We start from the raw sequence: 26,922 nt of genomic DNA on the forward strand, positions 1-26,922 counted from the left end.
CCGTGGCACGCTCGTAGAGACACAATCCGCGACCACGAACAAGGACGAACACACGTGGACCTGTTCGAGTACCAGGCGAGGGACCTCTTCGCCAAGCACGGTGTACCCGTGCTTGACGGGGACGTCATCGAGACCCCCGAAGCCGCTCGTGCCATCGCCGAGCGCTTCGGCGGACGCGCCGTCGTCAAGGCTCAGGTGAAGGTCGGTGGCCGAGGCAAGGCCGGCGGCGTCAAGCTCGCCGCCGACCCGGCCGACGCCGTCGCCAAGGCCGAGGCGATCCTCGGTATGGACATCAAGGGCCACACCGTCAACAAGGTGATGCTGGCTCAGACCGCGGACATCAAGGAGGAGTACTACGTCTCCTTCCTGCTGGACCGCACCAACCGCACCTTCCTGGCCATGGCCAGCGTCGAGGGCGGCGTGGAGATCGAGGTCGTCGCGGAGGAGAACCCCGACGCGCTCGCCAAGATCCCCGTCGACGCCAACGAGGGCTGCACCCCGGAGAAGGCCGCCGAGATCGTCGCCGCGGCCAAGTTCCCGGCCGAGATCGCCGACCAGGTCGCCGACGTGCTGGTGAAGCTCTGGAAGGTCTTCATCGCCGAGGACGCGCTCCTCGTCGAGGTCAACCCGCTGATCAAGTCCGGCGACGGCAAGATCATCGCGCTCGACGGCAAGGTCTCGCTGGACGAGAACGCCGAGTTCCGTCAGCCGCACCACGCCGAGCTCGAGGACAAGGCCGCCGCCAACCCGCTCGAGGCGGCGGCGAAGGCCAAGGGCCTCAACTACGTCAAGCTCGACGGCGAGGTCGGCATCATCGGCAACGGCGCGGGTCTCGTCATGAGCACCCTCGACGTGGTCGCGTACGCCGGTGAGAACCACGGTGGCGTCAAGCCCGCCAACTTCCTCGACATCGGTGGCGGCGCCTCCGCCGAGGTGATGGCGAACGGCCTGGAGATCATCCTGGGCGACACCGACGTCAAGTCGGTCTTCGTCAACGTCTTCGGCGGCATCACCGCGTGCGACGCGGTCGCCAACGGCATCGTTCAGGCGCTCGCGCTGCTCGAGGAGAAGGGCGAGGCGGTCACCAAGCCGCTGGTCGTCCGCCTCGACGGCAACAACGCCGAGCTGGGTCGCAAGATCCTGACCGACGCCAACCACCCGCTGGTGCAGCAGGTGGACACCATGGACGGTGCGGCCGCCCGCGCCGCCGAGCTGGCCAACAAGTAAGGAAGAGGACTACATCATGGCTATCTTCCTCACGAAGGACAGCAAGGTCATCGTCCAGGGCATGACCGGCTCCGAGGGTATGAAGCACACCCGCCGGATGCTCGCCTCGGGCACCCAGATCGTCGGTGGCGTGAACCCGCGCAAGGCCGGCACCACGGTCGACGTCGACGGCACCGAGGTGCCCGTCTTCGGCTCCGTCGCCGAGGCCATCGAGAAGACCGGTGCCGACGTCACCGTCATCTTCGTGCCGCCGAAGTTCACCAAGGACGCGGTCGTCGAGGCGATCGACGCCGAGATCGGCCTCGCGGTCGTCATCACCGAGGGTGTCCCGGTCCACGACTCGGCCGCCTTCTGGGCGTACGCCGGTTCGAAGGGCAACAAGACCCGGATCATCGGCCCGAACTGCCCCGGCCTGATCTCGCCCGGACAGTCCAACGCGGGCATCATCCCGGCGGACATCACCACCACCGGTCCGATCGGCCTGGTCTCCAAGTCGGGCACCCTGACCTACCAGCTCATGTACGAGCTGCGGGACCTCGGCTTCTCCTCGGCCGTGGGCATCGGTGGCGACCCGGTCATCGGCACCACGCACATCGACGCCCTCGCGGCGTTCGAGGCGGACCCGGAGACCAAGATCATCGTCATGATCGGTGAGATCGGCGGCGACGCCGAGGAGCGTGCGGCGGCCTACATCGCCGAGCACGTCACCAAGCCGGTCGTCGGCTACGTCGCGGGCTTCACCGCCCCCGAGGGCAAGACCATGGGCCACGCCGGCGCCATCGTCTCGGGCTCCTCGGGCACCGCCCAGGCGAAGAAGGAGGCCCTCGAGGCCGCCGGAGTCAAGGTCGGCAAGACGCCGTCCGAGACCGCCCGCCTGGCCCGTGAGCTGATCGCCAAGTAAGACCCGGCAATCGCCACGGAGGCCCCCCACCCGAGTCCGGGTGGGGGGCCTCCGGCGTTCCGTCAGGCCGGCGTCCGGTCCGATCACCGGGCCGGCGGCAGCGGTCGGCGGCCGCGCCCGGCTCAGCGGTCCGGCAGCTCGACGCGGAGCGCGGCGTCGGCCCCCGGCGGGACCGGGCAGAGCCGGAGGCCGGAGCAGGGCGCGGCAGGGACGGCCACCGGCAGCGGCGGCAGGGGAGCCGGGGCAACGGGTGCGGCAGCAGACCCGAGCCCCTGGCCGACCGGCCGCGCAGCCGTCGCCGCTCCCGTCGCTCCCGTCGCCCCCGCCGGGGCCACCGGGGCGGCCTCCGGGGCGGGCCCGAACGGCACGGGCTGACCCGGTGTCGGGCCGCACCAGTGACTGCGCAGGCCGGGCCCGGCCCGCACCACGCCGTCGGTCGCCGGGGCGGCGGGGCCGGCGCTGCCGCTGTCGGCGGTCGAGCAGACCTGGCCGGGGCCGAGCTCGGTGGACCGGAACAGTTCGCCCGGACCGTTGCCGGTCAGCGTCGCCACTATGGCGGCCGTCATCGCCAGGGTGACCGCTCCGGCGGCCGCCGCGGCCAGGCCGGCCCGGGTCCGGCCCCGGGCGGTGAGCAGTCGTGCGGACGGTGCCCTGGGCGCGGGGCAGCCGCGCACGGCCGCCTGGTGCAGCAGGGCGCCGAGCCCGGGGCCGAACCCGGGGTCGGCGGGGTCGGCCCCGACCAGGGCGGGAACCGTCCGGGCCAGCGTGGCCCGGGCGCTGAGCACCCGTCCGGTGGCTGCGGCGGTGCTGGACTGCACCTCGACGGCCACCTGGCCGGCGGGCAGCCCGAGGGCGTCGTGCAGCACCAGCGCACGGCGCTGCGGCCGGGTCAGCCGTCCGAGCGCCTTCAGCAGGTCCCGGTCGCGAGGGGTCAGCCGGTCCTGGTCGGGCGCCGACGGTACGTCGGGCATCGGGTGCACCCGGATCTGACGGTGTGGCAGCCGGAGCAGGTGGGCCCGGCGCGGCCCGCCCCGGTGCCAGACCGCCTGCGCCGTCTCGAAGGCGTACTCCCGGACCCAGCCCTCCGGGTCCGGCAGCGCGCCCACCTCGGCCCAGCGGCGCCCGGCGGCCGACAGCGCCAGGTGCACGGCGTGCACGGCCCGGTGCCGGCAGGCGGTGAGCAGGAAGGTCTGCTGCACCAGCCGGGTGTGGGTGAGCGAGCAGAGTTCCTCGAAGGTCTCCGGACGGGGCTCGGCGGCAGGCGGCGGCGCGGCCGCCTCGGCGACGTGCGCGGGGCGGGTGGCCGTCGTCGGGGCAGTGGTGGCGGGCGGGGCGTCGGCGGGCGGAGCCGCAGGCGGCGCGGCGGCGGTGAGGGCGGTGGCCTCCGCGCGGGTGCGGACGCCGAGCTTGCGCATCGCCCGGTGCAGGTGGGTGCGGGCGGTGCCGGGGGAGATGCCGAGCTGTTCGGCGATCGCCCCGGTGTCCAGGCCGGCGGCCAGCAGGGCGAGGGCCTGGGTCTCACGAGGTGTCAGCAGCCGCAGCAGTTGGGTGGGATCGGCATGCGGGCGCGCCGGTGCGGGGGAGGTCACCGCACCGCCCGGGGCAGGCGGGCTGAAAGTAGACACATAAACAGATAATCCGGGACACGGCGGAGCTTCGCCTCTTAACGGGGCACAACGGGTGATCTTGGGACGATGAGGCCCATGACTCAGCTGATGGGCCGTCCGATCCTGGGCCTTCCGGGCGAACTGGGAGTCCGCCCGTTCCTCGCCGACCTGCTCACCGGTGTCCGGGCAGCGCTGCTCACCCTGGCGGTGATGGCCGTCCCGGTGCTCGCCCTCTGGGTGCTCACCCCGTACGCGGACGACACCGCCGCCGGCGCCGGGCGGCTGGCCTGTGCGCTCTGGCTGCTCGGCCACGGCGCCCCGCTGACCAGGGGGGCGACCGAGGCCCCGGTGACGCTGACCCCGCTGCTGCTCACGCTGTTCAGCACGGTGCTGCTGGTCCGCACCGGACGGCGCCTCGGAGGGCGCGAACGGTTGCACTGGCGCGCGCCGTTGGCGGTGTGCGCCGGGTACCTGGCGGTCGCGCTGGCCGCGGTCGCCGAATGCTCCGGCGCTGGTGCGTTGCGGTCGGTCCCGCTGCTCGACCTCCCGGCGGTCGGGATGCTGGTGGCCGGTTCGGTCGGGGCGGGCCTCTGGTCGGTGGCCGGTGGCCGGGCTGCCCGGCCCGGCCGGTGGTCGCACCGGTGGTCGGCCAGGTGGTCGGACCGGCGCCCCGACTGGGCCCGGCTGCCGGATCGGGCCCGGGTCCCCGACTGGGCCCGCCCGGTCGGCGGAGCTCCGGTGACGCTCCGGGCGGCCGCCGCGGGCGGGTTCGGCCTGCTGGCGGCGGGCGGTGTGGTGCTGGCCGGAGCGGTGCTGCTCGGCCCCGGCGCGTCCGGCCGGTCGACGACCGGCTTCGGCGGTGGGCCCGCCGCGGCCGGCGGGCTGACCCTGGCCTGTCTGCTGCTGGTGCCCAACGCCGTGCTCTGGGCGGCCTCGTTCGCGCTCGGCCCCGGCTTCGCGGTGGGCAGCGGGACGGTGGTGGCGCCGACCGGCGCCCGCGTCGGGGCGGTGCCGGACTTCCCGCTGTTCGCCCTGCTACCGGAGACCGGCGGGGCCGCCTGGTGGCCGGTCGTCTGCGCGCTGCCGCTGCTGGCCGGGCTGGTCCCGGCGCTGCTGATCGGCCGGACGGCGGCCGAGGCCCGCTGGCACCCGGTGGCCACCATCGGCTCGGCCGTGGGCAGTTCGCTGCTGACCGGGCTCGGCGCGGGCGTCTGTGCCTGGCTGGCGGGCGGTGCGCTGGCCGGGGGCAGGATGGCGGAGCTCGGCCCGGTGCCCTGGCTGGTCGCCCCGATGGCGGCGGCCTGGCCGGCCCTGGTCACCGTGCCGGGTGCACTGCTCGCCCGCTGGTGGGTGGCCCCGCCGTTCTGGTGGCTCGACCTGACGGGCCGTCGGCTCTGCCTGGCCCGGCGGGCCGCCGGCCAGGGCCTGACCTGGGCGGCGGACCACCTGCCGCCCCGGCGGAAGGACCACTGAAGCGCCGTCGGGGCCCGGCGGCCCCGCCCGGCGCGCGGTCAGCGGTTCTGGTTGTACAGGTTGACCAGGAAGTCCGGAGCGAGGTCGTCGCAGCTGTCCCTGGCCTGGGTGGTCAGCGCCTCGCTGACGCAGCTCACGTAGTCCTGGTAGTACAGCGTGACGCCGAGCGAGGCGAACACGAACAGGATGGTCACCCCACCGGTGACCAGCCCGCCGATCGCCGCCGGCGTCTGCGGCCGGACCGGCTGCGGGCCGTGCTGCGGCCGGGGCTGGGAGCCGGGCTGCGCGGGGCTGCCGTCGGTGGGCTTCGGCCGGGGCGAACGCAGCGCGCTGATCCCCCAGTACGCGGCCAGGGCGCCGAGCAGCAGCGCCACGTACGGAATGCCGAGTACGACGCAGAACAGGCCGCCCATGCCCGCGCTCAGCGCGTACCGGGAACGGCGCTGGACCGGGTCGTTCGGGTCGAACTTCGGTGCGGCGGGCTGCTGCTGGGGCGACCAGCCGCCCTGGTAGCCGGGGCTCCAGGGGTGCGGCGGCGGCACCTGCGGGCGGCCGTCCGGCCCGTCGGACCCGTCGGCGGGGTCGTCGGAGCCACCGGAGCCGTCGGAGGAGCCGTTCGGCTGCTGCGGGGCGCGCGGCTGCCAGGGCTGGTCGGGGGCATCCGCCGGCGGCGGCGCGAAGGGGTTGCGCTCGCCGGTGTTGTCGCCGCTGCTCATCGGTCAGCCAATCCTTCGTCGAGTGGTCGGGCCTGCTCAATGATCCCGCAGGGGTGTACGAGAATCACACGGGTATGGCGAACCCGGATCACGTGGCGTTCCGGGGGCGCCCGCGAGCCCCGTTCCGGCCCGCGGTGTGGCCCGCGCCTCAACTACGCGCGTAGCGTCGCCGTCGGGTTACGGGGGGCCTCCGACCAGCCGTTATCGTGGTGACGGTCAGCAGTTCGGAGCAGCCCCGCCGTCTCCCGACGCGACCTGTCCGCACCCTGTAGTGGCCCCACCGCCGGTGGATGTACCAGCAAGGGGGCACCTCCCGGCCGGAGGCTGGGGGAGCAACGACGTACGGAGAATCGCGCAGTGGCCGCCGCTTCCGCCCAGTCCGCCCGCAGTCAGGCCCGTAGTCACATCTTCCCGCCGCGCACCCCGGGCCCGGCCCGGCTGGTGGTGCTGGTCTCCGGCTCGGGCACCAACCTGCAGGCTCTGGTCGACGCCGTCGCCGACCCGGCCTTCGGCGCCGAGATCGTCGCGGTCGGTGCCGACCGGGACGCCATCGCCGGGCTGGAGCGGGCCGAGCGGGCCGGTCTGCCGACCTTCGTGCACCGGATCAAGGACCACGTCGACCGCACCGCGTGGGACACCGCGCTGACCGCCGCGGTCGCCGGACACCGCCCGGACCTGGTGGTCACCGCCGGGTTCATGAAGATCCTCGGCCCGGAGTTCATCGCCGCCTTCGCCGGACGGATCGTCAACACCCACCCCGCCCTGCTGCCCGCCTTCCCCGGCGCGCACGGGGTGGCCGACGCGCTGGCGTACGGGGTGAAGGTGACCGGCTGCACCGTCCACCTGGTGGACGGCGGCGTGGACACCGGACCGATCATCGCCCAGGGCGTGGTCCCGGTCGAGGAGACCGACCACGCCGACGGCGGGGACGCGCTGCACGAGCGCATCAAGACTGTCGAGCGCCAGCTGCTCGTCGACGTCGTGGGCCGCCTGGCCCGCGAGGGTCACCGTATCGAGGACCGAAAGGTATGGATTCCGGCATGAGTGCCAGCTCCACCACGCCCCCCGTCTCGGAGAACATCCGCCCGATCCGCCGCGCGCTGATCAGCGTGTACGACAAGACCGGTCTGGAGGAGCTGGCCCAGGGCCTGCACGCCGCCGGGGTCACCATCGTCTCGACCGGTTCCACGGCCGGCCGGATCGCCGCCGCGGGCGTCCCGGTCACCGAGGTCTCCGAGCTGACCGGCTTCCCGGAGTGCCTGGACGGGCGCGTGAAGACGCTGCACCCCCGCGTGCACGCCGGTGTCCTCGCCGACCTCCGCCTGGAGTCGCACCGGGCGCAGCTGGCCGAGCTGGAGATCGAGCCCTTCGACCTGGTCGTGGTGAACCTCTACCCGTTCACCGCCACGGTCGCCTCCGGCGCCACCCCCGACGAGTGCGTCGAGCAGATCGACATCGGCGGCCCGTCGATGGTCCGCGCGGCGGCCAAGAACCACCCCTCGGTCGCCGTCGTGGTCGACCCGGCTTGCTACGGCGACGTGCTGACGGCGGTTCAGGGCGGTGGCTTCGACCTGTTGACCCGCAAGCGGCTGGCCGGCACGGCCTTCGCGCACACCGCCGCGTACGACGTGGCGGTCGCCTCCTGGTTCGAGGGCTCCGGCTACACCGAGAACGAGGAGTCCTTCCCGGCCTTCCTCGGCTCCGCGTACGAGCGCGAAAACGTGCTCCGCTACGGCGAGAACCCGCACCAGCAGGCGGCGCTCTACACCGACGGCACCGGCGGCCTGGCGGGCGCCGAGCAGTTGCACGGCAAGGAGATGTCGTACAACAACTACGTGGACACCGACGCCGCCCGCCGGGCCGCGTACGACCACGCCGAGCCGGCCGTGGCGATCATCAAGCACGCCAACCCGTGCGGCATCGCGACCGGTGCGGACGTCGCCGAGGCGCACCGCAAGGCGCACGCCTGTGACCCGCTGTCGGCGTTCGGCGGGGTGATCGCGGTGAACCGTGCGGTCACCGTCGAGCTGGCCGAGCAGATCGCCGAGATCTTCACCGAGGTGGTGGTCGCCCCGGCGTACGAGGACGGCGCGGTCGAGGTGCTGGCCCGGAAGAAGAACATCCGGGTGCTGCGGGCCGCCGAGGCCCCGGCCAACCGGGTCGAGGTCCGGCCGATCTCCGGTGGCGCGCTGCTCCAGCAGGTGGACCGGATCGACGCGGCCGGTGACGACCCGTCGGGCTGGACGCTGGCCACCGGCGACGCGCTCGCCGCCGACGAGCTGGCCGAGCTGGCCTTCGCCTGGCGGGCCTGCCGGGCCGTCAAGTCCAACGCGATCCTGCTGGCCAAGGACAACGCCTCGGTCGGCGTGGGCATGGGCCAGGTCAACCGGGTCGACTCGGCCAAGCTCGCGGTCGAGCGGGCCGGCGAGCGGGCCCGGGGCTCGTACGCCGCCTCGGACGCGTTCTTCCCGTTCCCCGACGGTCTGCAGGTGCTGCTCGACGGTGGCGTCAAGGCCGTGGTGCAGCCCGGTGGTTCGGTCCGCGACGAGGAGGTCATCGCGGCGGCGAAGGCGGCCGGCGTGACGATGTACCTGACCGGGACGCGGCACTTCTTCCACTGAGCCCGACCGCTGAACGCCGAGGCCCCGCACACCGATCGGTGTGCGGGGCCTCGGCGTCGGTGTCAGGTCAGTTGGACTTGACGACCACGGTGCCCACGATCTTGTCGGCGAAGGTCTGCTTCTTCGCGTCCCAGAGCGGCCACAGGTAGCCGATGCAGCAGAAGCCGTCGACGATGTGCAGCGCCTCACGGCCGAAGGCCGCGCCGAAGCTCAGCTGCTGGCCGTCGGACTCGCGCACCATCCGGATGTTGACGGCCTTCTGGCCCAGCGACTGGCCCATCGAGCTCTTCATCCAGGCCAGGATCGCCCAGATGATCACGGCGAACAGCAGCTCGACCGCGTAGAACGCGCCCATGCCGCCGGTCTCCACCGCGCCGGTGCGGGCGTTCACGGTCGCGGTCGGCGCCATCGCGAACAGGATGATGCCGGGGATGAGCCACAGCGCCACGCTGTCGATGATGCGGGCCACCACGCGGCTGCCCCAGCCCGCGTAGAAGTTCTGCACCGCACCGGGGTTGGGGTAACCGCCGGGCTGGCCGTAGCCCTGCTGCGGCGGGATGCCGTAGCCGGGCTGCGGGGCCTGCTGCGGGTAGCCGTAACCCGGCGCGGCCGGCGGCGGACCCTGCTGCGGGTAGCCGTAGCCGGGCTGCTGCGGCTGCTGGGGGGGCTGCGGCGGCTGGTTGTAGGGGTTGTTCGGGTCGGGCGGGTAACTCATCGGTGCCTCCGGGCAGGAAGGTGAGGTGTGGGACGGGACAGGGAGACCCTGGGACGGACAGGCAGTTGAGTTGCCGACCGGGTGGGACATTAGCGGAACGGGGTGACACGGCGAAGGTCAGTTACCGTCAGAAAGCGTCAATCTCAAGGAAGGACGATGCCGTAACGGTGCAACTGCCAGAGCCAGGACGCCGTTAAAGCGGTACCGATCAGGACATTCCGGCGACGGTTCGTCAGCTCCCACCACCAGCGCCCCGGACCGAGCGGCGCGAGCAGCAGGCCGAGGCCGGCCAGCACCGTCACCGGGTTCGCCAGCAGCGCGGCGGCGAAGTCGCCGTGCCCGGCCTCGATGAAGACCGTGGTGCTACCGCACCCGGGGCAGGGCACCCCGGTGAAACGGCGCAACGGGCAGAGCACACCGGGGTCGTGGGCGTCGTGCAGCAGCGCGACCGCGAGCGCGGCCACCGCCGCGCCGGCCCCGCGCACCGCCACCCGCAGCGCGGCGCCCGCCGGGGTGCCGGCCGTGCTCGTCCAGCGAGCCGTCAACTGGTGTGTCATGCGGCGTAGTCGTCGGAGACGGTGGCGTAGAAGACCAGACCGGCGACGCCGATCAGGATGCCCAGGACGGAGAGCACCAGACCGCCGATCGCCTGGGTCCGGCCGACCCCGCTGACGCGTGCGCGGTTCAGCCCGACGATCCCCAGACCGAGACCGATCGGGCCGACCAGCGCGCCGTAGAAGCAGATCACGATGCTCGCGAAGCCCACCGCCAGGGCGGCGGTGGCCAGGCTGTTCGGCTCGGCGGCGGGCGGCGGGTAGCCGTACCCCGGCGGCGGGTAGCCGGGCTGCTGGTGCCCGGGCTGCTGGTACTGCGGCGCGTGGTACGCCGGCTGCTGCTGCCCGTACGACCCGTACGGATCGGGCGGCTGCTGCTGTTGGTACGGATTGCTCACTGTTTTTCGGTCCCCCCGAGCGGTGTATCTCCCCCGTGCTGCCCCGACCGGCCGTCTCCGGCGGTCGGAACATGGTCGTGCCGGTCACATCGTGAGCGGGCGCCCCGGGGGCTGTCCAGCGGCGATCGCGCGGCGGGCCGAACTGTGGCGCAACCGCAACCCGGGTGGCACGTGCCGAGCACTGGACCCGATCCGGGACAATGGCGCCATGACTGCCCAGATTCTCGATGGCAAGGCCACCGCGGCCGCGATCAAGTCCGAACTCGCCGTCCGCGTTGCGGCCCTCAAGGAGCGGGGCATCGTCCCCGGCCTCGGCACCGTCCTGGTCGGCGACGACCCGGGCAGCCGCTGGTACGTCAACGGCAAGCACAAGGACTGCGCCGAGGTCGGCATCGCCTCGATCCAGCGCGAACTCCCGGCCACCGCCACCCAGCAGCAGGTCGAGGACGTCGTCCGCGAGCTCAACGCCGACCCGACCTGCACCGGCTACATCGTCCAGCTCCCGCTGCCCAAGGGCCTGGACCAGAACCCGGTCCTGGAGCTGATGGACCCGGACAAGGACGCCGACGGCCTGCACCCCACCTCGCTCGGCCGGCTCGCGCTCGGCATCGAGGGCCCGCTGCCCTGCACCCCGTACGGCATCGTCGAGCTGCTCCGCCGGCACGACGTGAAGCTGGACGGCGCCGAGGTCGTGGTGGTCGGGCGCGGGGTCACGGTCGGCCGCTCGATCGGCCTGCTGCTCACCCGGCGGTCCGAGAACGCCACCGTGACGCTCTGTCACACCGGTACCCGGGACCTCGCCAAGCACCTCCGGCAGGCCGACGTCATCGTGGCCGCCGCCGGCGTCGGACACCTGATCAAGGCTCAGGACGTCAAGCCCGGCGCGGCCGTGCTGGACGTCGGCGTCAGCCGGGACGGCGAGGGCAAGATCCAGGGCGACGTGGAGCCCGGGGTCGCCGAGGTGGCCGGCTGGATCTCCCCGAACCCCGGCGGGGTCGGCCCGATGACCCGCGCGATGCTGCTCAACAACATCGTGGTGGCGGCCGAGCGCCAGGCCGGGGCCTGACGCCGATGACGGTCAAGGCGGGCCGGTCGCGCCGACGGCCGGTGAAGACCACCGGCACGCTGCCGCCGGAGGGCTCGGCGGCGGCGCTGGACCGCAGCCACCCGCTGCCGGTCCGGCAGTGGCCGATAACGATGGTGCTGGGGCTGGTCGCGGTCGGGCTCGGCATCACCTGGTTCGGCGACTTCAAGTACGGCCTGCTGACCGTCGGCGGAGCGGTGCTGATCGGGGCGGCGCTCCGGCTGGTCATGCCCGAGGTCGGCATGCTGGCGGTGCGCAGCCGCTTCACCGACGTGACGGTGCTGACCTGTCTCGGTGGCGCGATCGTGCTGCTCACCCTGATCGCCCAGCCCGATCCGTGGCTCCGCCTCTCGGTGCTGGACAACATCGGCCAGTTCATCGGCCGGCAGCGACGCTGAACCGCCGCCCCCGGCCGGCTCCGGCCGGCCGGGGGCGCGGTCCCGGTTGTGACGAATCAGCCACGGCCGGTGGCCCGCGTGGGCGCCGGGCTGCGATAACCTGACGCCGGATCTCTCGACGTCGAGAGACCGTCCTCGGCTCCAGCGCGTCGGGCGCGCGTGGGGCGTGGCTGGCGATCGCTGGAGTAGACAGAAAATGACTCGCACCCCCGTCAACGTCACCGTCACCGGCGCGGCCGGCCAGATCGGCTACGCGCTGCTGTTCCGTATCGCCTCCGGCCACCTGCTCGGCGCGGACGTGCCGGTGAACCTGCGCCTCCTGGAGATCCCGCAGGGTCTCAAGGCCGCCGAGGGCACCGCGATGGAGCTGGACGACTGCGCCTTCCCGCTGCTCCGCGACATCACCATCACCGACAGCCCGGCGACCGCCTTCGACGGTGCCAACGTGGCCCTGCTGGTCGGCGCCCGTCCGCGCACCGCGGGCATGGAGCGCGGCGACCTGCTGCAGGCCAACGGCGGCATCTTCGGCCCGCAGGGCAAGGCCATCAACGACCACGCCGCGGACGACATCAAGGTCCTGGTGGTCGGTAACCCGGCCAACACCAACGCCCTGATCGCCCAGCGCAACGCCCCGGACGTGCCGGCCGAGCGCTTCACCGCGATGACCCGCCTGGACCACAACCGCGCGGTCGCCCAGCTCGCCAAGAAGCTCGGCGTCACCGTCAACGACATCCAGCGGCTCACCATCTGGGGCAACCACTCGGCCACCCAGTACCCGGACATCTTCCACGCGCTGGTCAACGGCAAGAACGCCGCCGAGGCCGTCAACGACGAGCAGTGGCTGGCCGAGACCTTCATCCCGACCGTCGCCAAGCGCGGCGCGGCCATCATCGAGGCCCGTGGCGCCTCCTCGGCCGCCTCGGCCGCGAACGCCGCCATCGACCACGTGCACACCTGGGTGAACGGCACCGCCGAGGGCGACTGGACCTCGATGGGCATCGTCTCCGACGGCTCGTACGGCGTCGAGGAGGGCATCATCTCCTCCTTCCCGGTCACCACCAAGGACGGCAAGTTCGAGATCGTCCAGGGCCTGGAGATCTCCGACTTCTCCCGCGCCCGGATCGACGCCTCGGTCGCCGAGCTGGTCGAGGAGCGCGACGCGGTCAAGGAGCTCGGCCTCATCTGAGTCCGGCTCACCCGAACGGCCGGGTCGCCCCGACGGGGGCGGCCCGGCCTTCGCCGTACACTGACCCCCCGTGACCCTCGCCCTGCTCCTGCTGCTGACCGTCGCCGCGGCCGAACTGCTCCGCCCGCTGGGCCGCCTGCTCGGCTACGCCAGGGGGCTCCGCGAGGAGCCGGCGATCAGCTCCGCCGAACTCCGCGGCCTGGTCGCCGCCAGCACCGAGCTCGGCCACGACGAGCGTGAGTTGATCGCCGACGTGTTCTCGGCGGGGGAGCGGCAGCTGCGCGAGGTGATGGTCCCGCGGACCGAGGTCACCTTCCTGGACGCCGACCGCCCGCTGGCCGAGGTCCGGGCCGAGACCAGCCGCTCGCCGCACTCCCGCTACCCCGTGGTGGAGGGCTCCTACGACTCGGTGGCCGGCTTCGTGCACGTCCGCGACCTGTACGGGGCCCGCGGCGAGCACGCCCTGCGGGTCCGCGAGCTGACCCGGCCGGTGAAGCTGCTGCCCGCCACCAAGCGGGTGCTGGCCGCGATGGGCGAGATGCGCAGGGAGGGCCACCACCTCGCCATCGTGGTGGACGAGTACGGCGGCACCGCCGGCATCGTCACCCTGGAGGACCTGGTCGAGGAGCTGATCGGCGAGATCCGGGACGAGTACGACGCCCTGGACACCACCGCGACCCGGCGGCTGGCCGGCGGCGGCATGGAGCTGGACGGGCTGCTCAACCTGGCCGACTTCGCCGAGGAGACCGGGGTCACGCTGCCCGAAGGGCCGTACGAGACGGTGGCCGGATACCTGGTCAGCGAGCTGGGCAAGCTGCCCAGCACCGGCGACCAGGTGGCCACCGAGGACGGCCTCCGGCTCGCGGTGGCGAAACTGGACGGCCGCCGGATCGAACGGATCCGGGTGAGTGCGGTCACACTGTCGGAACCTCCAGGGGCTGACGTTTCCTGAGCGGTCGGTGAAGCTGGAACAATGGCGTCCATGGTCAACGCAGCGGTCACCGGTCCGACGAAGGACCGTCCCCGGGTGCTCTCCGGCATCCAGCCCACCTCGGGCTCGTTCCACCTCGGCAACTACCTCGGCGCGGTGCGCCAGTGGGTGGACCTGCAGGAGGCCAACGACGCCTTCTACATGGTGGTCGACCTGCACGCGATCACCGTCGAGCAGGACCCGGCCACCCTCCGGGAGAACACCCGGATCTCCGCCGCCCAGCTGCTCGGCGCGGGGCTGGACCCGGAGCGCTGCACCCTCTTCATCCAGTCGCACGTCCCCGAGCACGCCCAGCTCGGCTGGATCATGAACTGCCTCACCGGCTTCGGCGAGGCCGCCCGGATGACCCAGTTCAAGGACAAGTCCGCCAAGCAGGGCAACGACCGCACCTCGGTCGGCCTGTTCACCTACCCGATCCTGCAGATCGCCGACATCCTGCTCTACCAGGCCGACGCCGTCCCGGTCGGCGAGGACCAGCGCCAGCACCTGGAGCTCACCCGCGACCTCGCGGAGCGCTTCAACACCCGCTACGCGCCCACCTTCACCGTCCCGAAGCCGTACATCCTCAAGGAGACGGCCAAGATCCTGGACCTGCAGGACCCGACTGCCAAGATGAGCAAGTCGGCCTCCTCGCCCAAGGGTCTGGTGAACCTGCTGGACGACCCCAAGGTCAGCGCCAAGAAGTTCAAGAGCGCGGTCACCGACACCGGCACCGTGGTCTCCTACGACGAGGAGAAGAAGGCCGGCGTCTCCAACCTGCTGCGGATCCACTCCGCGCTCAGCGGGCAGTCGGTCGAGCAGCTGGTCGAGCACTTCGACGGCAAGATGTACGGCGCGCTGAAGACCGAGCTGGCCGAGCTGTTCACCGACTGGGTCGGCCCGTTCCAGCAGCGGACCCAGGGGTACCTGGAGGACCCGGCCGAGCTGGACCGGGTGCTCGGCCTCGGCGCCGAGAAGGCCCGCTCGGTGGCCGCCGAGACGCTGGCCACCGTCTACGACCGCATCGGCTTCCTGCCGCCGAAGCGCTGATGTCGACCGCCGTGCCCGCCCCCGTCGGTGACGGCCTCCCCGAGGCCGTCACCATCGGCGTGTCCATACACGTCCCGGAGCCGTACGGTTCCGCGATCCAGGACGCCCGGGCCGGGCACGGCGACCCGCTCGCCCGCTCGATACCCACCCACGTCACGCTGCTGCCGCCGACCGAGATCCCGGTCGGCCGGCTCGCCGAGGTGGAGGCCCACCTGCGGGCGGTGGCGGCCGGGCACCTCCCGTTCCCGATGCTGCTGCAGGGCAGCGGGACCTTCCGGCCGGTCTCCCCGGTGGTTTTCGTCCGGGTCGAGGAGGGCGCCCAGGAGTGCCGGGCGCTGGAGGCCGACGTCCGGTCCGGCCCGCTGGCCCGCGAGCTGGCCTTCCCGTACCACCCGCACGTCACGGTCGCGCACGGCCTGCCGGAGGCGGTGCTGGACCGGGCGTACCGGGAGGCCCGGTCCTTCCACGCGGCCTTCCGGGTGCCCGGCTTCGTGCTCTCCCGGTTCGGCGCGGACGAGGTCTGGCGCCCCTGCCGGAGCTACGCCTTCGGCGCGGTCTGACCGGCGGTCCGGCCTCGGGCGGAACGGCGGGCCCGATCACCCGCCCAGTTCGAGCAGGCGGTCCACCACCCGGGCGGCGGCCCGGCCGTCGTCCAGCCGGCAGTGGGTGGCGCGGAACCTCCGGTAGGCGTCCGCGTGCCGGTCGACCAGCGTGGTGCCGGTGGTCAACGACCGCAGTGCGCCGATCAGTTCGGCCGAGTCGGCGAGCAACGGCCCGGGCGCCTCGCGCTCGAAGTCGAAGTAGAAGCCGCGCAGGGCGTCCCGGTAGTGCGCCAGGTCGTAGGTGAAGAACAGCATCGGCCGCCCGGTGATGGCGAAGTCGAACATGATCGAGGAGTAGTCGGTCACCAACACGTCGGCCGCCAGCAGGAGTTCCTGCACGTCGGGGTAGTCGCCGACGTCCCGCACAAAGCCGTCGCCCGCGCCCGGCAGCGGTTCGGCCACGTGCGTGTGCGGGCGGACCAGCAGGACGTGGTCCGCGCCGAGCGCCGCCCGGGCGGCGGCCAGGTCGAGCCGCAGGTCGAGCCGGTAGCCGTCGCCGTTGCCCCGCTGCTGGTCCTCCCGCCAGGTCGGGGCGTACAGCACGACCCGCCGGCCGTCGGGGATGCCCAGCCGGCGGCGGACGGCCGAGGCGTCGGCACCGCGCGCCAGCAGGTCGTTCCTGGGGTACCCGGACTCCAGGATCTCGCCGGGGTAGCGGAACGCCCGGCGCAGGATCGGGGTGGCGAAGGCACTGGGGGAGAGCAGCAGGCTCCACTGCGGGACCTCGCGGTCCAGCGCGGCCAGGTAACCGGCTCTGGCCAGCAGGGGGTTGGTCATGTCGTGGGCGATCCGCTTCAGCAGCGAGCCGTGCCAGGTCTGCAGCACCACCTGGCCCGGCCGGCGGTCGAGGAAATCCGGCAGGTGGGTGTTGCCGACCAGGTAGCGCGAGGTGGCCAGTGCCTCGTACCACTCGGGGCTGTGGCTGCGGACCGGCCGGACCCCGGCGGGCACCACCGCCTGGGCGTCGTCCACCACCCAGAGGTGCTCCAACGGGACGTCCCGCCGGGCGAGTTCGGCATGGACGGCGCGGGGCGAGTCGGCGTAGCCGCGCCCGCCGAACACGTCGTAGAGCACGGTCGGGCGGAGCGGGTGGCGCCGGGCGGCGGGGTAGTCGACGGTGCGCAGCCGCCGTTGCGCGTACCGGCTGCGCTCGGCGGGCGCCAGCACGGGGGTGGAGTCGAGGATCAGGGTGTTGTGCCAGCGGCTCTGCAGCACGGCCTGCTTGGCACCGCCGGCCACCACCCCTGCGGTGGCCCCGAGGGCGACCGCGCAAGGGAGTTGGGCCAGTGCGCGCTGGCTGAGCAGCAGCGGCTGTTCGTCCTCGGCGCGGCCCGCCGGGCGCAGCCACAGCTCCCAGACGCCGCGCCGGAGCGGGCGGCGGCCCAGGTCGGCGCCGGCCGAGACGGCGGGTACGGTCAGCTCGGTCAGCGGGCCGCGCTCGGCCGGGTGCCGGGTCTCGCGGGTGCCGTTGCAGTGCCGGAGCACCAGCTCCAGCGGCCCCTCGCCGGGCAGTGCGGCGTGCGTGGTGAGCCGGAAGCCGTCCCGCTCCGGGGCGATCCGGTCGACCAGGACGGCGCCCGGCTGCGCACAGAACTGCGGGTAGCCGTCCCCGAGTTGACGGACCAGCAGGGCGCCGCCGGTCGGCCGGGGCAGCACCAGGCCGCCGGGCCAGGGGCGGTCGTCGAGCACCGGCCGTTCGGTGGAGCCGTCCGGCCGGAGCAACTCGCCGTGCCAGTACCAGGTGCCGGCCGCCGGATCGTGGTCGGCGGACGCCTCGAACGTCTCGAACGCCTGGAACGGCAGCCGGACGGTGAAGTCCCGGCCGGTGGCGGCCACCGGGTGCCGGCTCTCGGCGCCGGACCGCCAGTCCCGCAGCCGGAACACCGTTCCCGGCGGCAGGTCGTGGGCCCAGCCGGTGAGTTCGAGGCCGCCGTCCACCGGGCGGAGGCCGGTGAGCCGGCTCCATACCTGGTGCACCTTGAGCCGCAGCCGGTGGTCGGCGAAGTACGGCAGCACCCGGACGTTCTCGGCCACCCAGTGCGCGGGCGGGTACTCGCCCGAGCCGCACCAGTGCGGCCGGAGCGGGCCGTGCTCGCGCCGTACGCCGGTCAGCCGGAGGGTGCGCAGCAGCCCGGCCCTGACCTCCCAGTCGGCGTCCGGCCAGCCGCCGTCGGTGCGCAGCCGCTCGGGGTCGATGGTGACAGTGAAGGCGGCCCAGTCGTGGTTGTGGTCGCTCTGCCCGCTGTCCTCGGTCACCTCGGGCAGCCGGATCGGCCGGGTCCGGAACCGGATCGGCGGCCGGCCGGGGCGGGCGAGTTCCAGCACCGTGAAGGAGCTCCGGACCTTGCCGCTGCCCCGGTCGTCCCGGCGGACGAAGCCGGTCAGCTCCAGCCCGCCGTCGGTCCACCGGGCGGAGCGCAGCCCGAGCTTGAGGGGGGTGAGCGGCGCGGGGGCGGGCCGGGCGGCCGCCGGTGCCGGCCCCCGGGGGGACGGCAGGACGAGACGGGAACGGGTGGTGCGCATCGCGGACGGCTTCCTGGGCGGCGGCCGGCCGCAGGACGGCCGACAGTCCGGCCGGCCGCCGCGGATCGACGGTGCCGACCTTGACACGGACGGTGAGCGCCATGACATACCCGGCGGACCCACGGGTCAACCGATCCGGTACGGAAGCCCCCGGGAACGACCCGATCGGGGGGCCGGAACCGAACCGGCGTCCGGGTGAGCCCGGACGCCGGTTCGACGCCGGTCAGCCGAGCAGCGCGTCGACCACCCGGACGGCGGCCTGGCCGTCGTCCAGGTCGCAGTACTTCTGCCGGAAGGCGGCGTACGCGTCGGCGTGCCGGGCGGCCACCGCGTCGACCGCGCCGAGCGCCTCGACCAGCTCGGCCGAGGTGGACAGCAGCGGGCCCGGCGCGTCCGCCTCGAAGTCGAGGCTGAAGCCGCGCAGGTTGTCCCGGTAGTGCTCCAGGTCGTACGTGAAGAACAGGATCGGCTTGCCGGTGTTCGCGAAGTCGAAGGCGGCCGAGGAGTAGTCGGTCACCAGCACGTCCGCGACCAGCAGCAGGTCCGCCATGTCGGGGTAGGTGCCGACGTCCCAGACGTAGCCGTTGCCGGCGTCCGGGACCTGACCGCACATCAGCTCGTGGGCCCGGACCAGCAGGACCTGGTCGTCGCCCAGCGCGGCCCGGGCGGCCGCCAGGTCGATCCGCAGGTCGAGCTGGTAGCCGTCCTGCGGACGGCGCCGGTCCTCCCGGAAGGTCGGCGCGTACAGCACCACCTTCTTGCCCTCCGGCAGGCCGAGCCGCTCGCGGACCTGCTCGGCGGTCTTCTCCCGGTCGGCGGCGAGCAGCACGTCGTTGCGCGGGGAGCCGGACTCCAGGATCCGGCCCTGGTACTTGAAGGCCCGCCGCAGCACACCGGTGGAGAAGGTGTTGCCGGAGACCAGCAGGCTCCACTGGGCGACCTCGTGGTCGAGCAGCTTGAGGTACTCGGAGTCGGTGAACCAGATCTTCTCGAAGTCGTGGCCGATCCGCTTGAGCGGGGTGCCGTTCCAGGTCTGCAGGACCACCTGGCCGGGCCGGCGGACGAAGAACTCGGGCAGGTGGGTGCTGGTCACCACGTACTTGGCGGTGGCCAGCAGCTCGTACCACTCGGGGCTCCACAGCCGGACCGGCTCGACGCTCTGCGGCAGGTCCGCCTGCATGTCCTCGCTGGTCCAGGCGTGCCGCAGCGGGGCGCCGCGGCGGACCAGCTCCTCGTGCACGGCCCGCGGCGAGCCCGCGTACCGGCCGCCCACCACCGTGTTGTTGAGCACCGTGGTGTGGTAGAGCACCGTGTCGGTGAGCGGCGCGCGCTGGGCCTCGGCGAAGCCGTTCCGCAGCAGGCGCTGGCGGTAGCCGCTGCGCTCCTCCGGCAGCAGGTCGGAGTGCGACTCCAGCGAGAGGCTGTCGTGGGTGCGGCGCTCCAGCACCACCCGGCGGCCGCGGGCCTCGACCTCCAGCGGGAGCCGACGGTGGCAGGTGGAGGCCAGCAGCACACGCGGCCAGCGGGTCTCCGGGTCGGCGCCGACCGGCCGGAACACCACGTCCCAGGTGCCCCGGTGCAGCGGGACCTGCCCGGCGAACGAGGCGGTGGGCACGGCGGGCAGCGCGGCGCGGAACCGACCGTCGGTGATCTCGACCGGGTAGCGGTGCTCCTCCTCCAGCCACTTGTGCCGGATCACCAGCTCGTAGTGGTGGTTGCCCGGCAGCGGGAAGCTGCCGCCGAGCAGGAAGCCCTCGGTGTCCTTGGCCCGGACGATCTCGTCCACCACCGGCTGCAGCACCTGGTCGGTGAACTGCAGGTACCCGCTCGGTGAGGGCTTGGAGAACAGCGCCCGGCTGCCGTCCAGGATCGGCAGGTCGATCTGCTCGGGCGCCCGGCGGTCGTCTATCACCACCGGCACGGTGGCGCCGTCGGACAACTGCAGCTCGGTGGCCCAGCGGTCCCGCAGCCGCTCCTCGGCGGCCGGGTCGAGCGCGTCCCAGGCCTCCCGGACGGCGGTCAGCTCGGCGATCGGGAAGGTCGCGGTGAACGGCAGGTCGCGGCCGCTCGGGGTGCCGAGCTCGACCGGGTACAGCAGGTCGCGGTCGGACTCGGTGTGCACCATCCTCAGCTGCACCCCGGCCAGGTCGGCGCCGGAGCCGACCCGCCCGGTGACGGTGACCTCGCCGCCCTGCTCGGTGACGGTCAGGGCGCGCGCCCGGACCCGCTCCACCCGCAGGTTGACGTGGTTCTCCTTGAGCCAGGGCACGATCCGGACGTCGTCCTCGACCCACTGCACCGGCGGGTACTCGGCGTTGTCGCTCCAGCCGCCCGAGATCCGGCCCTTGTAGACGCCGCCCTTGCCGATACCCGCGATCAGCACCCGCCAGGAGCCGTCCCGCCACTCTCCCCGGTGCTTGAGCCGCTTGGGGTCGATGACGGCGGAGAAGCCCGCCCAGTCGCAGTTGTACAGGTCGTGCGGCGAGGAGGCGGTGGCCTCCGGGCTGTACATCGACTTGGTCTGCACGGCCAGCACCCGGCGGCCCTTGGCCTCCCGGAGCACCAGCACCTTGACCATGTCGTGCCGGTTCTCCGCGCCCAGGTGCTCGGGGAAGGCGTGCCCGGTGATCTTGAGCTTGCCGTCCTCCCAGGTCGTGTCGTAGAGCCGGCTGCGCATCACCAGCGCGTTGTCCAACCGGAGCACGTCGGCGGGCACGCTCTTCCGGCCGCCGCGCAGGAACGGGTAGTCGGCGTACGGGCGGAGCAGGCCGCGGGCCGGGGCGGCGCCGTTGCTGTCCTTCTCGAACTCCAACTGGTCGACGAGCTCGGACATCCGGTTCTGCAGGGTCAGGTGGTACTTGAGCCGCAGCGGGGCACGCAGCTTGCGGACCTGCTCGGGGCCGATCGCCCGGAGCAGCCGGCTGACGCTCGTCTGGTAGGCCTCCCGGTAGTCCTGGTCGCCCTCCAGGACGGACCAGAAGAACATCGGGATCTCCTCGACGAGGTTGTTCTCGTCGTAGGAGCGCAGGTACTCCCGGAACTCCGGCTCCGGCCTGCCCAGCAGCCAGGCCCGGACCAGCTCCATCGACTTGACCCGGTCGGTCAACCCCTTGGGGTTGGTGCGCATCTGAGTGATCGACATCTCGCCGACCTCGCGCTCGCGCCAGTGGTAGATCGGCTCGGAGAGCACGTCCACGCTCTTCGCCAGGTAGTGGTGCGGCACGCTGACCGGGGCGTCCTCGTACAGGATGCCCTCGGGGTAGAGCACGCCGGCCGCGTCGAAGAACGAGCGGCGGTAGACCTTGTTCCAGGCCGTCCGGTCGGTGACCAGGCTGGGCAGCTCGCGGACGTGGGTCTTCAGCCTGGTCTCGGCGAACGGCTTGCGGTGCCCGCCGGACGGGTAGTACCCGACCGCCCGGAAGCGCAGCACGTTTCCGGTGACGAAGTCCGAGCCGGTCTCCTCCAGCGTGCCGATCATCAGCTCGTAGGCGCTCGGCGGCAGGGTGTCGTCACTGTCGACGAAGTTCAGGAACTCGCTGTCCGGCGAGATGTGCCGGTAGCCGGTGTTGCGGGCCGCGCCGAGGCCCTTGTTCACCTGCTTGACGAGGCGGAAGCGCGGGTCCTTGGCGGCGTACGCCTCGGCGATCGCCGCGCTGCCGTCCTTGGAACCGTCGTCGACCATCACACATTCCAGGTCACCGAAGGTCTGGGCGGCGATCGAGTCCAGGCACTCCTCGAGGTAGCGCTCGACGTTGTAGATCGGGACGACGACGGAGAGGCGGGGGGCCATCGGCTGCGCGGGCCTTTCATCGGGGACGTGCGACCAGCTGTGCCCGGCCCCTGCGGACCCGGCACAGGTCTCCCGCGATTCTACCGTCCGGTTCGTCCTCTTCCGTGGCACCGTGACCCGTCAGGGGGGGATGCCGACCAGGACGTACTCGTTGTACTTGACGAGCCGGGCAGCGGGTGCGAGGAGCCGCGTCCGATCCGCTGCCGCCCCGTAGTTCCGCGGGTGCCGGCCGACGCCGCGCCCGACGTCCAGGGTCCGGCCGAGCCGCAGCCGGTGCCGGGCCCGGAGGGGCAGCAGCCGCCCGAGGTCGGACCGGGTGGGGGCTTCGGGCATGACAGCGCCTCTCGGGAGCGCTCCGGGTGCGCCGCGGATCCGATGGTACGGCGGGAGCCCCCGCCGGGCCGTTGACCCGTCCCGAGCCCCCTAGGATGTGGCAAATGCCCCGCTTCAGCGTGATCGTCCCGGTGTACCAGGTCGAGGAGTACCTGACCGAGTGCCTCGACTCGGTACTCGGCCAGTCCTGTCCGGACTTCGAGTTGATCGCGGTTGACGACCGGTCACCCGACGGCTGCGGCGCCCTGTTGGACCGGGCGGCCGCCCGCGACGAGCGGATCCGGGTGCTGCACCTGGCCGCCAACGTCGGCCTGGGCCGGGCCAGGAACGCCGGGCTCGAGGTCGCCACCGGCGACTACGTGATCTTTCTGGACAGCGACGACACGCTGACCCCCGGCCTGCTCCAGGCCGTCGCGGAGCGGCTGAAGGCCACCGCCGACCCGGACCTGCTGGTCTACGACTACGCCCGCAGCCACTGGGACGGCCGGGTGGTCCGCTCCGCCTCCGCCCCGGTCTTCGCCCGCCCCGGCCCCGAGGTCTTCGACCTGGACGGCCGCCCCGACCTGCTCGACCTGCTGATGGTGGTCTGGAACAAGGCCTACCGCCGGGGCTATCTGGCCGAGCAGGGCCTGACCTTCCCGGCCGGGTACTACGAGGACACCCCCTGGACCTTCCCGGCCCTGCTGGCCGCCGGCCGGATCACCCTGCTCGACTTGGTCGGCGTGCACTACCGCCAGCGGCGCGAGGGCGGCAACATCCTTGCCACCGCGACCCGCAGGCACTTCGACGTCTTCGACCAGTACGACCGGGTCTTCGCCTTCCTGGACGGCCGCCCCGACCTGGACCGCTGGCGCCCGGTGATCTACGGCCGGATGCTGGACCACCTCGACACGGTGGTCTCCAGGCCGGGCCGGATCCCGCCGGGCGACCGCCGGGAGTACTTCCGCCGGGCCGCCGGGCACTGCGCCCGGCTCCGCCCGGCCGGCCACCGGCGGGCCCCGGGGGTCGCGGGCCTGCGGGCCGAACTGCTCAGCCACGGACGGTTTCTGACGTACCACGGGCTCCGCGTGGCGGCCCGTGGCCGGACCGCGCTCGGCAGGCTCACCCGAGGGCGCGGGTAGCGCTCCGACCCGTCCGCGATCACGGGCTGTCGGAGCCCTTCAACGGCGGGCGCGGGTGCGGTAGTGTCGCGCGCACCTAAGGGACAGCGTGCCGTGACGGCAGGCCGCCGGACGGGTGAATCCGCACCTGGCGGGTGAGTGCGGTCAACCATCCGTACCGAAGCTCACCCAGGAGTGGTGGTCACCCGGACGGCACCGGGTCGTTGCTCCGGTTGGGCCGTCCGTGGCGGTCGGCCGTGCAGCTGTGAGGAGTACCGATGACCGGAAGCACCGCGACCAGCGACAGCCCCAGAATCGTCGAACCGGCGGTGCTGGGTGACGTTCCGGGCTGGTTCTGGGACCTGGACCGGCACGCTTTCGAGTGGTTCCTGGACCGTCAGGAGCAGGCCGGCGTCGGCGGCGACCTGATGGAGCTCGGTGCCTACCTCGGCCGCAGCGCGATCGTGATGGGCCGCCACCTCCAGTCCGGCGAGCGGTTCACGGTCTGCGACCTGTTCGACTCGGAGGCTCCGGACGACGAGAACTCGGCCGAGATGACCATGTCGTACCGCAAGACGCTCACCCGCGAGGCGTTCGAGGTCAACTACCTGGCCTTCCACGACCGGCTGCCCGAGCTGATCCAGGCCCCCACCTCGGTGCTGGCCGACGGCCGGATCCCGGCGGGCAGCTGTCGGTTCGTCCACGTGGACGCCTCGCACCTGTACGAGCACGTGGCCGGGGACATCAAGGTCGCCCGGGCCGCGCTGGCCGAGGACGGCGTGCTGGTGCTGGACGACTACCGCTCCGCCCACACCCCGGGCGTGGCCGCCGCGACCTGGGAGGCGGTGTTCAACCTGGGGCTGCGGCCGATCCTGCTGACCGAGTGCAAGTTCTACGGCACCTGGGGCGACCCGGCGCCCGCGCAGGAGGCCCTGCTGGCCAGCTCAGGCGGCACCTCCGGCGTCTGGGTGGTGACCGACACCATCGCCGGGCAGCGGGTGCTCCGCCTCGACGGCCAGCCCGACCGGATCGCCGACTTCCCGGTCTCCCGGCACCACGACCGGCTCGCCAAGGAGGCCGCGTCCCGGAAGGGACGCGCCGCCGCCGAGGACCTCGCGGGCCGTCGGGCGAAGGCCGCCGCCGCCCGTAAGCCGGCCGCGGTGGCCAAGCGGATGGCCGCCGACCTGCTCCCGCCGGTGGTCACCTCCGCCGTCCGCCGGGCCCGTCGTTCGAAATGAGCCGCCACCGGGTCGGAGCGTTGCCGCTCCGGCCCGGCTCCGGGCCGGTATACAGGACCGGACGTTCCGGACCCGACCGGCAAGGTGACCGTGGAATTCCTGACCAAGCTCCCGGTGATCGGCCCGATCGCCACCCGACTGCTGCGCAGCCGACCCTGGCTGGTGTACGCCCACTTCACCGAGGTGCAGGGCAACCGGCTGGCCGGGGCGGTCACCTTCTTCGCCTTCCTGGCGCTCTTCCCGCTGCTCACGGTGGCACTGGCGATCGCGGTGGCCACCCTCTCGGACAGCCGGGTGGACAAGCTCCAGCAGGACATCGCCGACCAGCTGCCCGGCCTGTCGGACTCGCTCGGCCTGCCCTCGCTGGTCGCCAACGCGGGCACGGTCGGACTGATCAGCGGCGTGCTGCTGCTGATCTCCGGGCTCGGCTGGGTGGCCACCATGCGCGGCTCGATCCGGGAAATATGGCGGATGCCCACCGACCCGGGCAACCCGATCCTCGGCAAGCTCTGGGACTGCGCGGTGCTGCTCGGCCTCGGCCTGGTCTCGGCGGTCTCGCTGGGTGCCTCGGCGCTGGCCACCACGCTGGCCCGCCGGGCCGCCGAGTGGCTCGATCTGGACGGCGTGGGCTGGCTGTTGAGCGTGGTCGGGTTCCTGATCGCGGTCGCCGCCGACCTGGTGCTGTTCGCCTACCTGCTCGGTCCGTTCCCCCGGATCACCGAGGAGCAGCACCGCCGGGCGCTGTTCCAGGGCGCCCTGATCGGTGCGATCGGTTTCGAGCTGCTCAAGCTGCTGCTCTCCTCCTACCTCGGCTCGGTCGCGGGCAAGAGCCTGTACGGGGCCTTCGGCGTGCCGGTCGCACTGCTGCTCTGGATCAACTTCGTCTGCCGGCTGCTGCTGTTCTGCGCCTCCTGGACCGCGCTGGCCGACCCGGCCGCCGCCCGGGCCAGGACCAGGGCGCAGGCCGACGCCCTGCTGGCGAGCGCGGCGGAACCGACCGCTGACGGCGGTGCCACGGCGGCCGCCCGCTGACTGCGGGTCAGCGCGCGGGCCGGCGCCTGACCCAGTGTGCGGCGCCGACCACGGCGGCCAGGCAGAGCCCGGCGGCCAGCCAGCCCGGCCAGCCGAACCCGCCGGGGGCGGGCGCCGCGGCCTGCTGCGACTGCTCCACCGGTGCGGCCTGCGGCGGCTCGGCAGCCGTGCTCGGGCCGGAGCCGGTGCCGGCACCGGTGCCCGCCGCGCCCGGGGCGGGCGGCGGGTCGGCCAGCCGGCCGACCGGGGTGACCTTCCCGGCCGCCGCGAAGCCCCAGTCCAGCAGGGCCGCCGTCTCGTCGTAGACCTGCTGGTACCCGGCGGGTCGCATCACCGTCACCAGCAGCGTGCGGCCACCGCGTTCGGCCGCGCCGGTGAAGGTGGCCCCGGCGTTGGTGGTGTAGCCGTTCTTCACCCCGATCAACCCCTGGTACTTGCCCAGCAGCCGGTCGGTGTTGGCGATGCCGAAGCTGCCGCGCTGCCCGGTGGTCTTGTCCACCAGGCCCGGGAACTGCGCGTCCCTGGTGCCGCAGTAGACCCGGAAGTCCGGGTTGCGCAGACCGGACCGGGCGAACAGCGTCAGGTCGTACGCCGAGGAGAGCTGCCCGTCCGTGTCGTACCCGTCCGGGGTCACCACCTTGGTGTCCAACGCCCCCAACGCCTGGGCCCTGGCCTGCATCTGGGCCACCGTCTCGGCGATCCCGCCGTTCATGTGGGCCAGCACCCGGACCGCGTCGTTGCCCGAGCTGAGGAACACCCCGCGCCAGAGGTCGTCCACCCGGTAGTCCAGGTTCTCCTTGATCCCGACCATGCTGCTGCCGAGCCCCATTCCCGCCAGCTCGGCGTCGGTCACCCGGTGCACGGTGCTCTTGTCGAACTTCGGCAGCACGGTGTCGGCGAACAGCATCTTCAGCGTGCTGGCGGGCGGCAGCCGCAGGTGCGCGTTGTTGGCGGCCAGCACCTCCCCGCTGCCCGCGTCAGCGACCACCCAGGACTGACCGGTCAGCCCGGCGGGCAGCGGCGGCGCCCCGGCCGACGGCGCCAGCTGCACCCCCGGCTGCCCCAGCCGCTCGCCGCCCACCACGGACGCGCCGGGCGGCGGCTCCTGCCAGGGGGCCCCGGCGGAGCAGAGCGAGACGGCCGCGGCCAGCGCGGCGCACCGGTACACGAAGTGACGGAGTGTGGGCACGCAGGGACCGTACCCGGGCGCCCCGCCGCCCGCCCGCCGCGCCGCCATCGTCGCCCGAACGAGTGCCGCCCGTTGGGCCGCCCGGCCCACTCCGCATACTGGACCGGACAGTTCCGCCCCCAGGGTCATTGCATGATCGCGATCTGTCCGGGTTGATCACGTGAGGCCGAGGGCTGCCAGGGGTCGGTGGTGGTCGCGGCCGGTGTGGCGGAGGG

General features: G+C 73.0%; 23 protein-coding genes. 14 read left to right on the top strand and 9 right to left on the bottom strand.

Going from position 1 to position 26,922, the window contains the following annotated elements:
- The first annotated feature begins 54 nt into the window (after nucleotides 1–54).
- Both sucC and sucD read left to right on the top strand, forming a co-directional pair.
- Nucleotides 55–1,227: an ADP-forming succinate--CoA ligase subunit beta gene (gene sucC / locus ACIRPK_RS12570; RefSeq protein WP_403036821.1), complete on the top strand. Its 1,173-nt coding sequence runs from the start codon at nucleotides 55–57 to the stop codon at nucleotides 1,225–1,227.
- Between the two features lie 16 nt (nucleotides 1,228–1,243).
- Nucleotides 1,244–2,128: a succinate--CoA ligase subunit alpha gene (gene sucD / locus ACIRPK_RS12575; protein ID WP_403036824.1), complete on the top strand. Its 885-nt coding sequence runs from the start codon at nucleotides 1,244–1,246 to the stop codon at nucleotides 2,126–2,128.
- 122 nt (nucleotides 2,129–2,250) lie between these two features.
- Here the strand turns inward: sucD and ACIRPK_RS12580 are convergent, their stop codons facing one another.
- On the bottom strand, nucleotides 2,251–3,753 hold the full coding sequence (locus ACIRPK_RS12580; protein WP_403036827.1) for a sigma factor-like helix-turn-helix DNA-binding protein: 1,503 nt from the start codon (nucleotides 3,751–3,753) through the stop codon (nucleotides 2,251–2,253).
- 78 nt (nucleotides 3,754–3,831) lie between these two features.
- Between ACIRPK_RS12580 and ACIRPK_RS12585 the strand changes: the two genes are divergently transcribed.
- Nucleotides 3,832–5,208, top strand: coding sequence for a DUF6350 family protein (locus ACIRPK_RS12585; RefSeq protein WP_403036830.1), 1,377 nt, complete (start codon nucleotides 3,832–3,834; stop codon nucleotides 5,206–5,208).
- Nucleotides 5,209–5,246: 38 nt separating this feature from the next.
- Here the strand turns inward: ACIRPK_RS12585 and ACIRPK_RS12590 are convergent, their stop codons facing one another.
- Nucleotides 5,247–5,924 carry a hypothetical protein gene (locus tag ACIRPK_RS12590; protein ID WP_403036832.1) on the bottom strand — a complete coding sequence of 226 codons (678 nt, stop codon included), beginning with the start codon at nucleotides 5,922–5,924 and terminating at the stop codon, nucleotides 5,247–5,249.
- 405 nt (nucleotides 5,925–6,329) lie between these two features.
- Here ACIRPK_RS12590 and purN point away from each other — a divergent pair, with 405 nt between their 5' ends.
- A complete protein-coding gene (gene purN, locus ACIRPK_RS12595; protein ID WP_403036895.1) occupies nucleotides 6,330–6,968 on the top strand; it encodes a phosphoribosylglycinamide formyltransferase in 639 nt (212 codons plus the stop codon).
- Complete coding sequence (gene purH, locus ACIRPK_RS12600) at nucleotides 6,965–8,545, top strand: bifunctional phosphoribosylaminoimidazolecarboxamide formyltransferase/IMP cyclohydrolase (RefSeq protein WP_403036834.1); 1,581 nt, start codon at nucleotides 6,965–6,967, stop codon at nucleotides 8,543–8,545. The genes purN and purH overlap by 4 nt, the downstream gene beginning before the upstream one ends.
- Nucleotides 8,546–8,612: 67 nt before the next feature.
- On the opposite strand, the gene ACIRPK_RS12605 is transcribed toward purH, so the two are convergent.
- From ACIRPK_RS12605 to ACIRPK_RS12615, 3 genes are all read right to left on the bottom strand, one after another.
- Nucleotides 8,613–9,260, bottom strand: coding sequence for an RDD family protein (locus tag ACIRPK_RS12605; RefSeq protein WP_403036836.1), 648 nt, complete (start codon nucleotides 9,258–9,260; stop codon nucleotides 8,613–8,615).
- A 143-nt stretch (nucleotides 9,261–9,403) separates the two neighbouring features.
- A complete protein-coding gene (locus ACIRPK_RS12610; RefSeq protein WP_403036839.1) occupies nucleotides 9,404–9,817 on the bottom strand; it encodes a DUF2752 domain-containing protein in 414 nt (137 codons plus the stop codon).
- Nucleotides 9,814–10,212: a hypothetical protein gene (locus ACIRPK_RS12615; protein ID WP_403036842.1), complete on the bottom strand. Its 399-nt coding sequence runs from the start codon at nucleotides 10,210–10,212 to the stop codon at nucleotides 9,814–9,816. The genes ACIRPK_RS12610 and ACIRPK_RS12615 overlap by 4 nt, the downstream gene beginning before the upstream one ends.
- A gap of 208 nt (nucleotides 10,213–10,420) precedes the next feature.
- Here ACIRPK_RS12615 and ACIRPK_RS12620 point away from each other — a divergent pair, with 208 nt between their 5' ends.
- From ACIRPK_RS12620 to ACIRPK_RS12645, 6 genes are all read left to right on the top strand, one after another.
- Nucleotides 10,421–11,278 (top strand): bifunctional methylenetetrahydrofolate dehydrogenase/methenyltetrahydrofolate cyclohydrolase, encoded by an 858-nt coding sequence (locus tag ACIRPK_RS12620; protein ID WP_403036845.1) that lies wholly within the window; start codon nucleotides 10,421–10,423, stop codon nucleotides 11,276–11,278.
- A gap of 5 nt (nucleotides 11,279–11,283) precedes the next feature.
- The gene (locus ACIRPK_RS12625) at nucleotides 11,284–11,694 is read left to right on the top strand and encodes a DUF3017 domain-containing protein (protein WP_403036848.1); all 411 of its coding nucleotides are present in this window, start codon (nucleotides 11,284–11,286) and stop codon (nucleotides 11,692–11,694) included.
- Nucleotides 11,695–11,890: 196 nt separating this feature from the next.
- Nucleotides 11,891–12,880, top strand: a complete 990-nt coding sequence (locus ACIRPK_RS12630) for a malate dehydrogenase (protein ID WP_403036850.1) — start codon at nucleotides 11,891–11,893, stop codon at nucleotides 12,878–12,880.
- Between the two features lie 70 nt (nucleotides 12,881–12,950).
- On the top strand, nucleotides 12,951–13,832 hold the full coding sequence (locus tag ACIRPK_RS12635; RefSeq protein WP_403036852.1) for a hemolysin family protein: 882 nt from the start codon (nucleotides 12,951–12,953) through the stop codon (nucleotides 13,830–13,832).
- 30 nt (nucleotides 13,833–13,862) lie between these two features.
- The gene (gene trpS, locus ACIRPK_RS12640; RefSeq protein WP_403036855.1) at nucleotides 13,863–14,900 is read left to right on the top strand and encodes a tryptophan--tRNA ligase; all 1,038 of its coding nucleotides are present in this window, start codon (nucleotides 13,863–13,865) and stop codon (nucleotides 14,898–14,900) included.
- The gene (locus ACIRPK_RS12645; protein ID WP_403036856.1) at nucleotides 14,900–15,460 is read left to right on the top strand and encodes a 2'-5' RNA ligase family protein; all 561 of its coding nucleotides are present in this window, start codon (nucleotides 14,900–14,902) and stop codon (nucleotides 15,458–15,460) included. The genes trpS and ACIRPK_RS12645 overlap by 1 nt, the downstream gene beginning before the upstream one ends.
- A 36-nt stretch (nucleotides 15,461–15,496) precedes the next feature.
- On the opposite strand, the gene ACIRPK_RS12650 is transcribed toward ACIRPK_RS12645, so the two are convergent.
- The 3 genes from ACIRPK_RS12650 to ACIRPK_RS12660 all read right to left on the bottom strand — a co-directional run bounded on the left by ACIRPK_RS12650 (nucleotide 15,497) and on the right by ACIRPK_RS12660 (nucleotide 22,148).
- The gene (locus ACIRPK_RS12650) at nucleotides 15,497–18,025 is read right to left on the bottom strand and encodes a CDP-glycerol glycerophosphotransferase family protein (RefSeq protein ID WP_403036858.1); all 2,529 of its coding nucleotides are present in this window, start codon (nucleotides 18,023–18,025) and stop codon (nucleotides 15,497–15,499) included.
- Nucleotides 18,026–18,248: 223 nt separating this feature from the next.
- Nucleotides 18,249–21,815 carry a CDP-glycerol glycerophosphotransferase family protein gene (locus tag ACIRPK_RS12655; RefSeq protein WP_403036861.1) on the bottom strand — a complete coding sequence of 1,189 codons (3,567 nt, stop codon included), beginning with the start codon at nucleotides 21,813–21,815 and terminating at the stop codon, nucleotides 18,249–18,251.
- A gap of 120 nt (nucleotides 21,816–21,935) precedes the next feature.
- Entirely contained in the window at nucleotides 21,936–22,148 is a 213-nt protein-coding gene (locus ACIRPK_RS12660; RefSeq protein ID WP_403036864.1) for a hypothetical protein, read from the bottom strand.
- Between the two features lie 104 nt (nucleotides 22,149–22,252).
- Here ACIRPK_RS12660 and ACIRPK_RS12665 point away from each other — a divergent pair, with 104 nt between their 5' ends.
- From ACIRPK_RS12665 to ACIRPK_RS12675, 3 genes are all read left to right on the top strand, one after another.
- Nucleotides 22,253–23,269, top strand: a complete 1,017-nt coding sequence (locus ACIRPK_RS12665) for a glycosyltransferase family 2 protein (RefSeq protein WP_403036866.1) — start codon at nucleotides 22,253–22,255, stop codon at nucleotides 23,267–23,269.
- A gap of 257 nt (nucleotides 23,270–23,526) precedes the next feature.
- Nucleotides 23,527–24,486, top strand: a complete 960-nt coding sequence (locus ACIRPK_RS12670; RefSeq protein ID WP_403036869.1) for a class I SAM-dependent methyltransferase — start codon at nucleotides 23,527–23,529, stop codon at nucleotides 24,484–24,486.
- A 90-nt stretch (nucleotides 24,487–24,576) separates the two neighbouring features.
- A complete protein-coding gene (locus tag ACIRPK_RS12675) occupies nucleotides 24,577–25,518 on the top strand; it encodes a YihY/virulence factor BrkB family protein (protein WP_403036872.1) in 942 nt (313 codons plus the stop codon).
- Between the two features lie 7 nt (nucleotides 25,519–25,525).
- On the opposite strand, the gene ACIRPK_RS12680 is transcribed toward ACIRPK_RS12675, so the two are convergent.
- Nucleotides 25,526–26,707, bottom strand: a complete 1,182-nt coding sequence (locus tag ACIRPK_RS12680; protein WP_403036873.1) for a D-alanyl-D-alanine carboxypeptidase family protein — start codon at nucleotides 26,705–26,707, stop codon at nucleotides 25,526–25,528.
- Between the last annotated feature and the right edge of the window lie 215 nt (nucleotides 26,708–26,922).

Origin of the sequence: Kitasatospora sp. NPDC101801 (assembly GCF_044766665.1) — a bacterium.
Lineage (GTDB): Bacteria > Actinomycetota > Actinomycetes > Streptomycetales > Streptomycetaceae > Kitasatospora.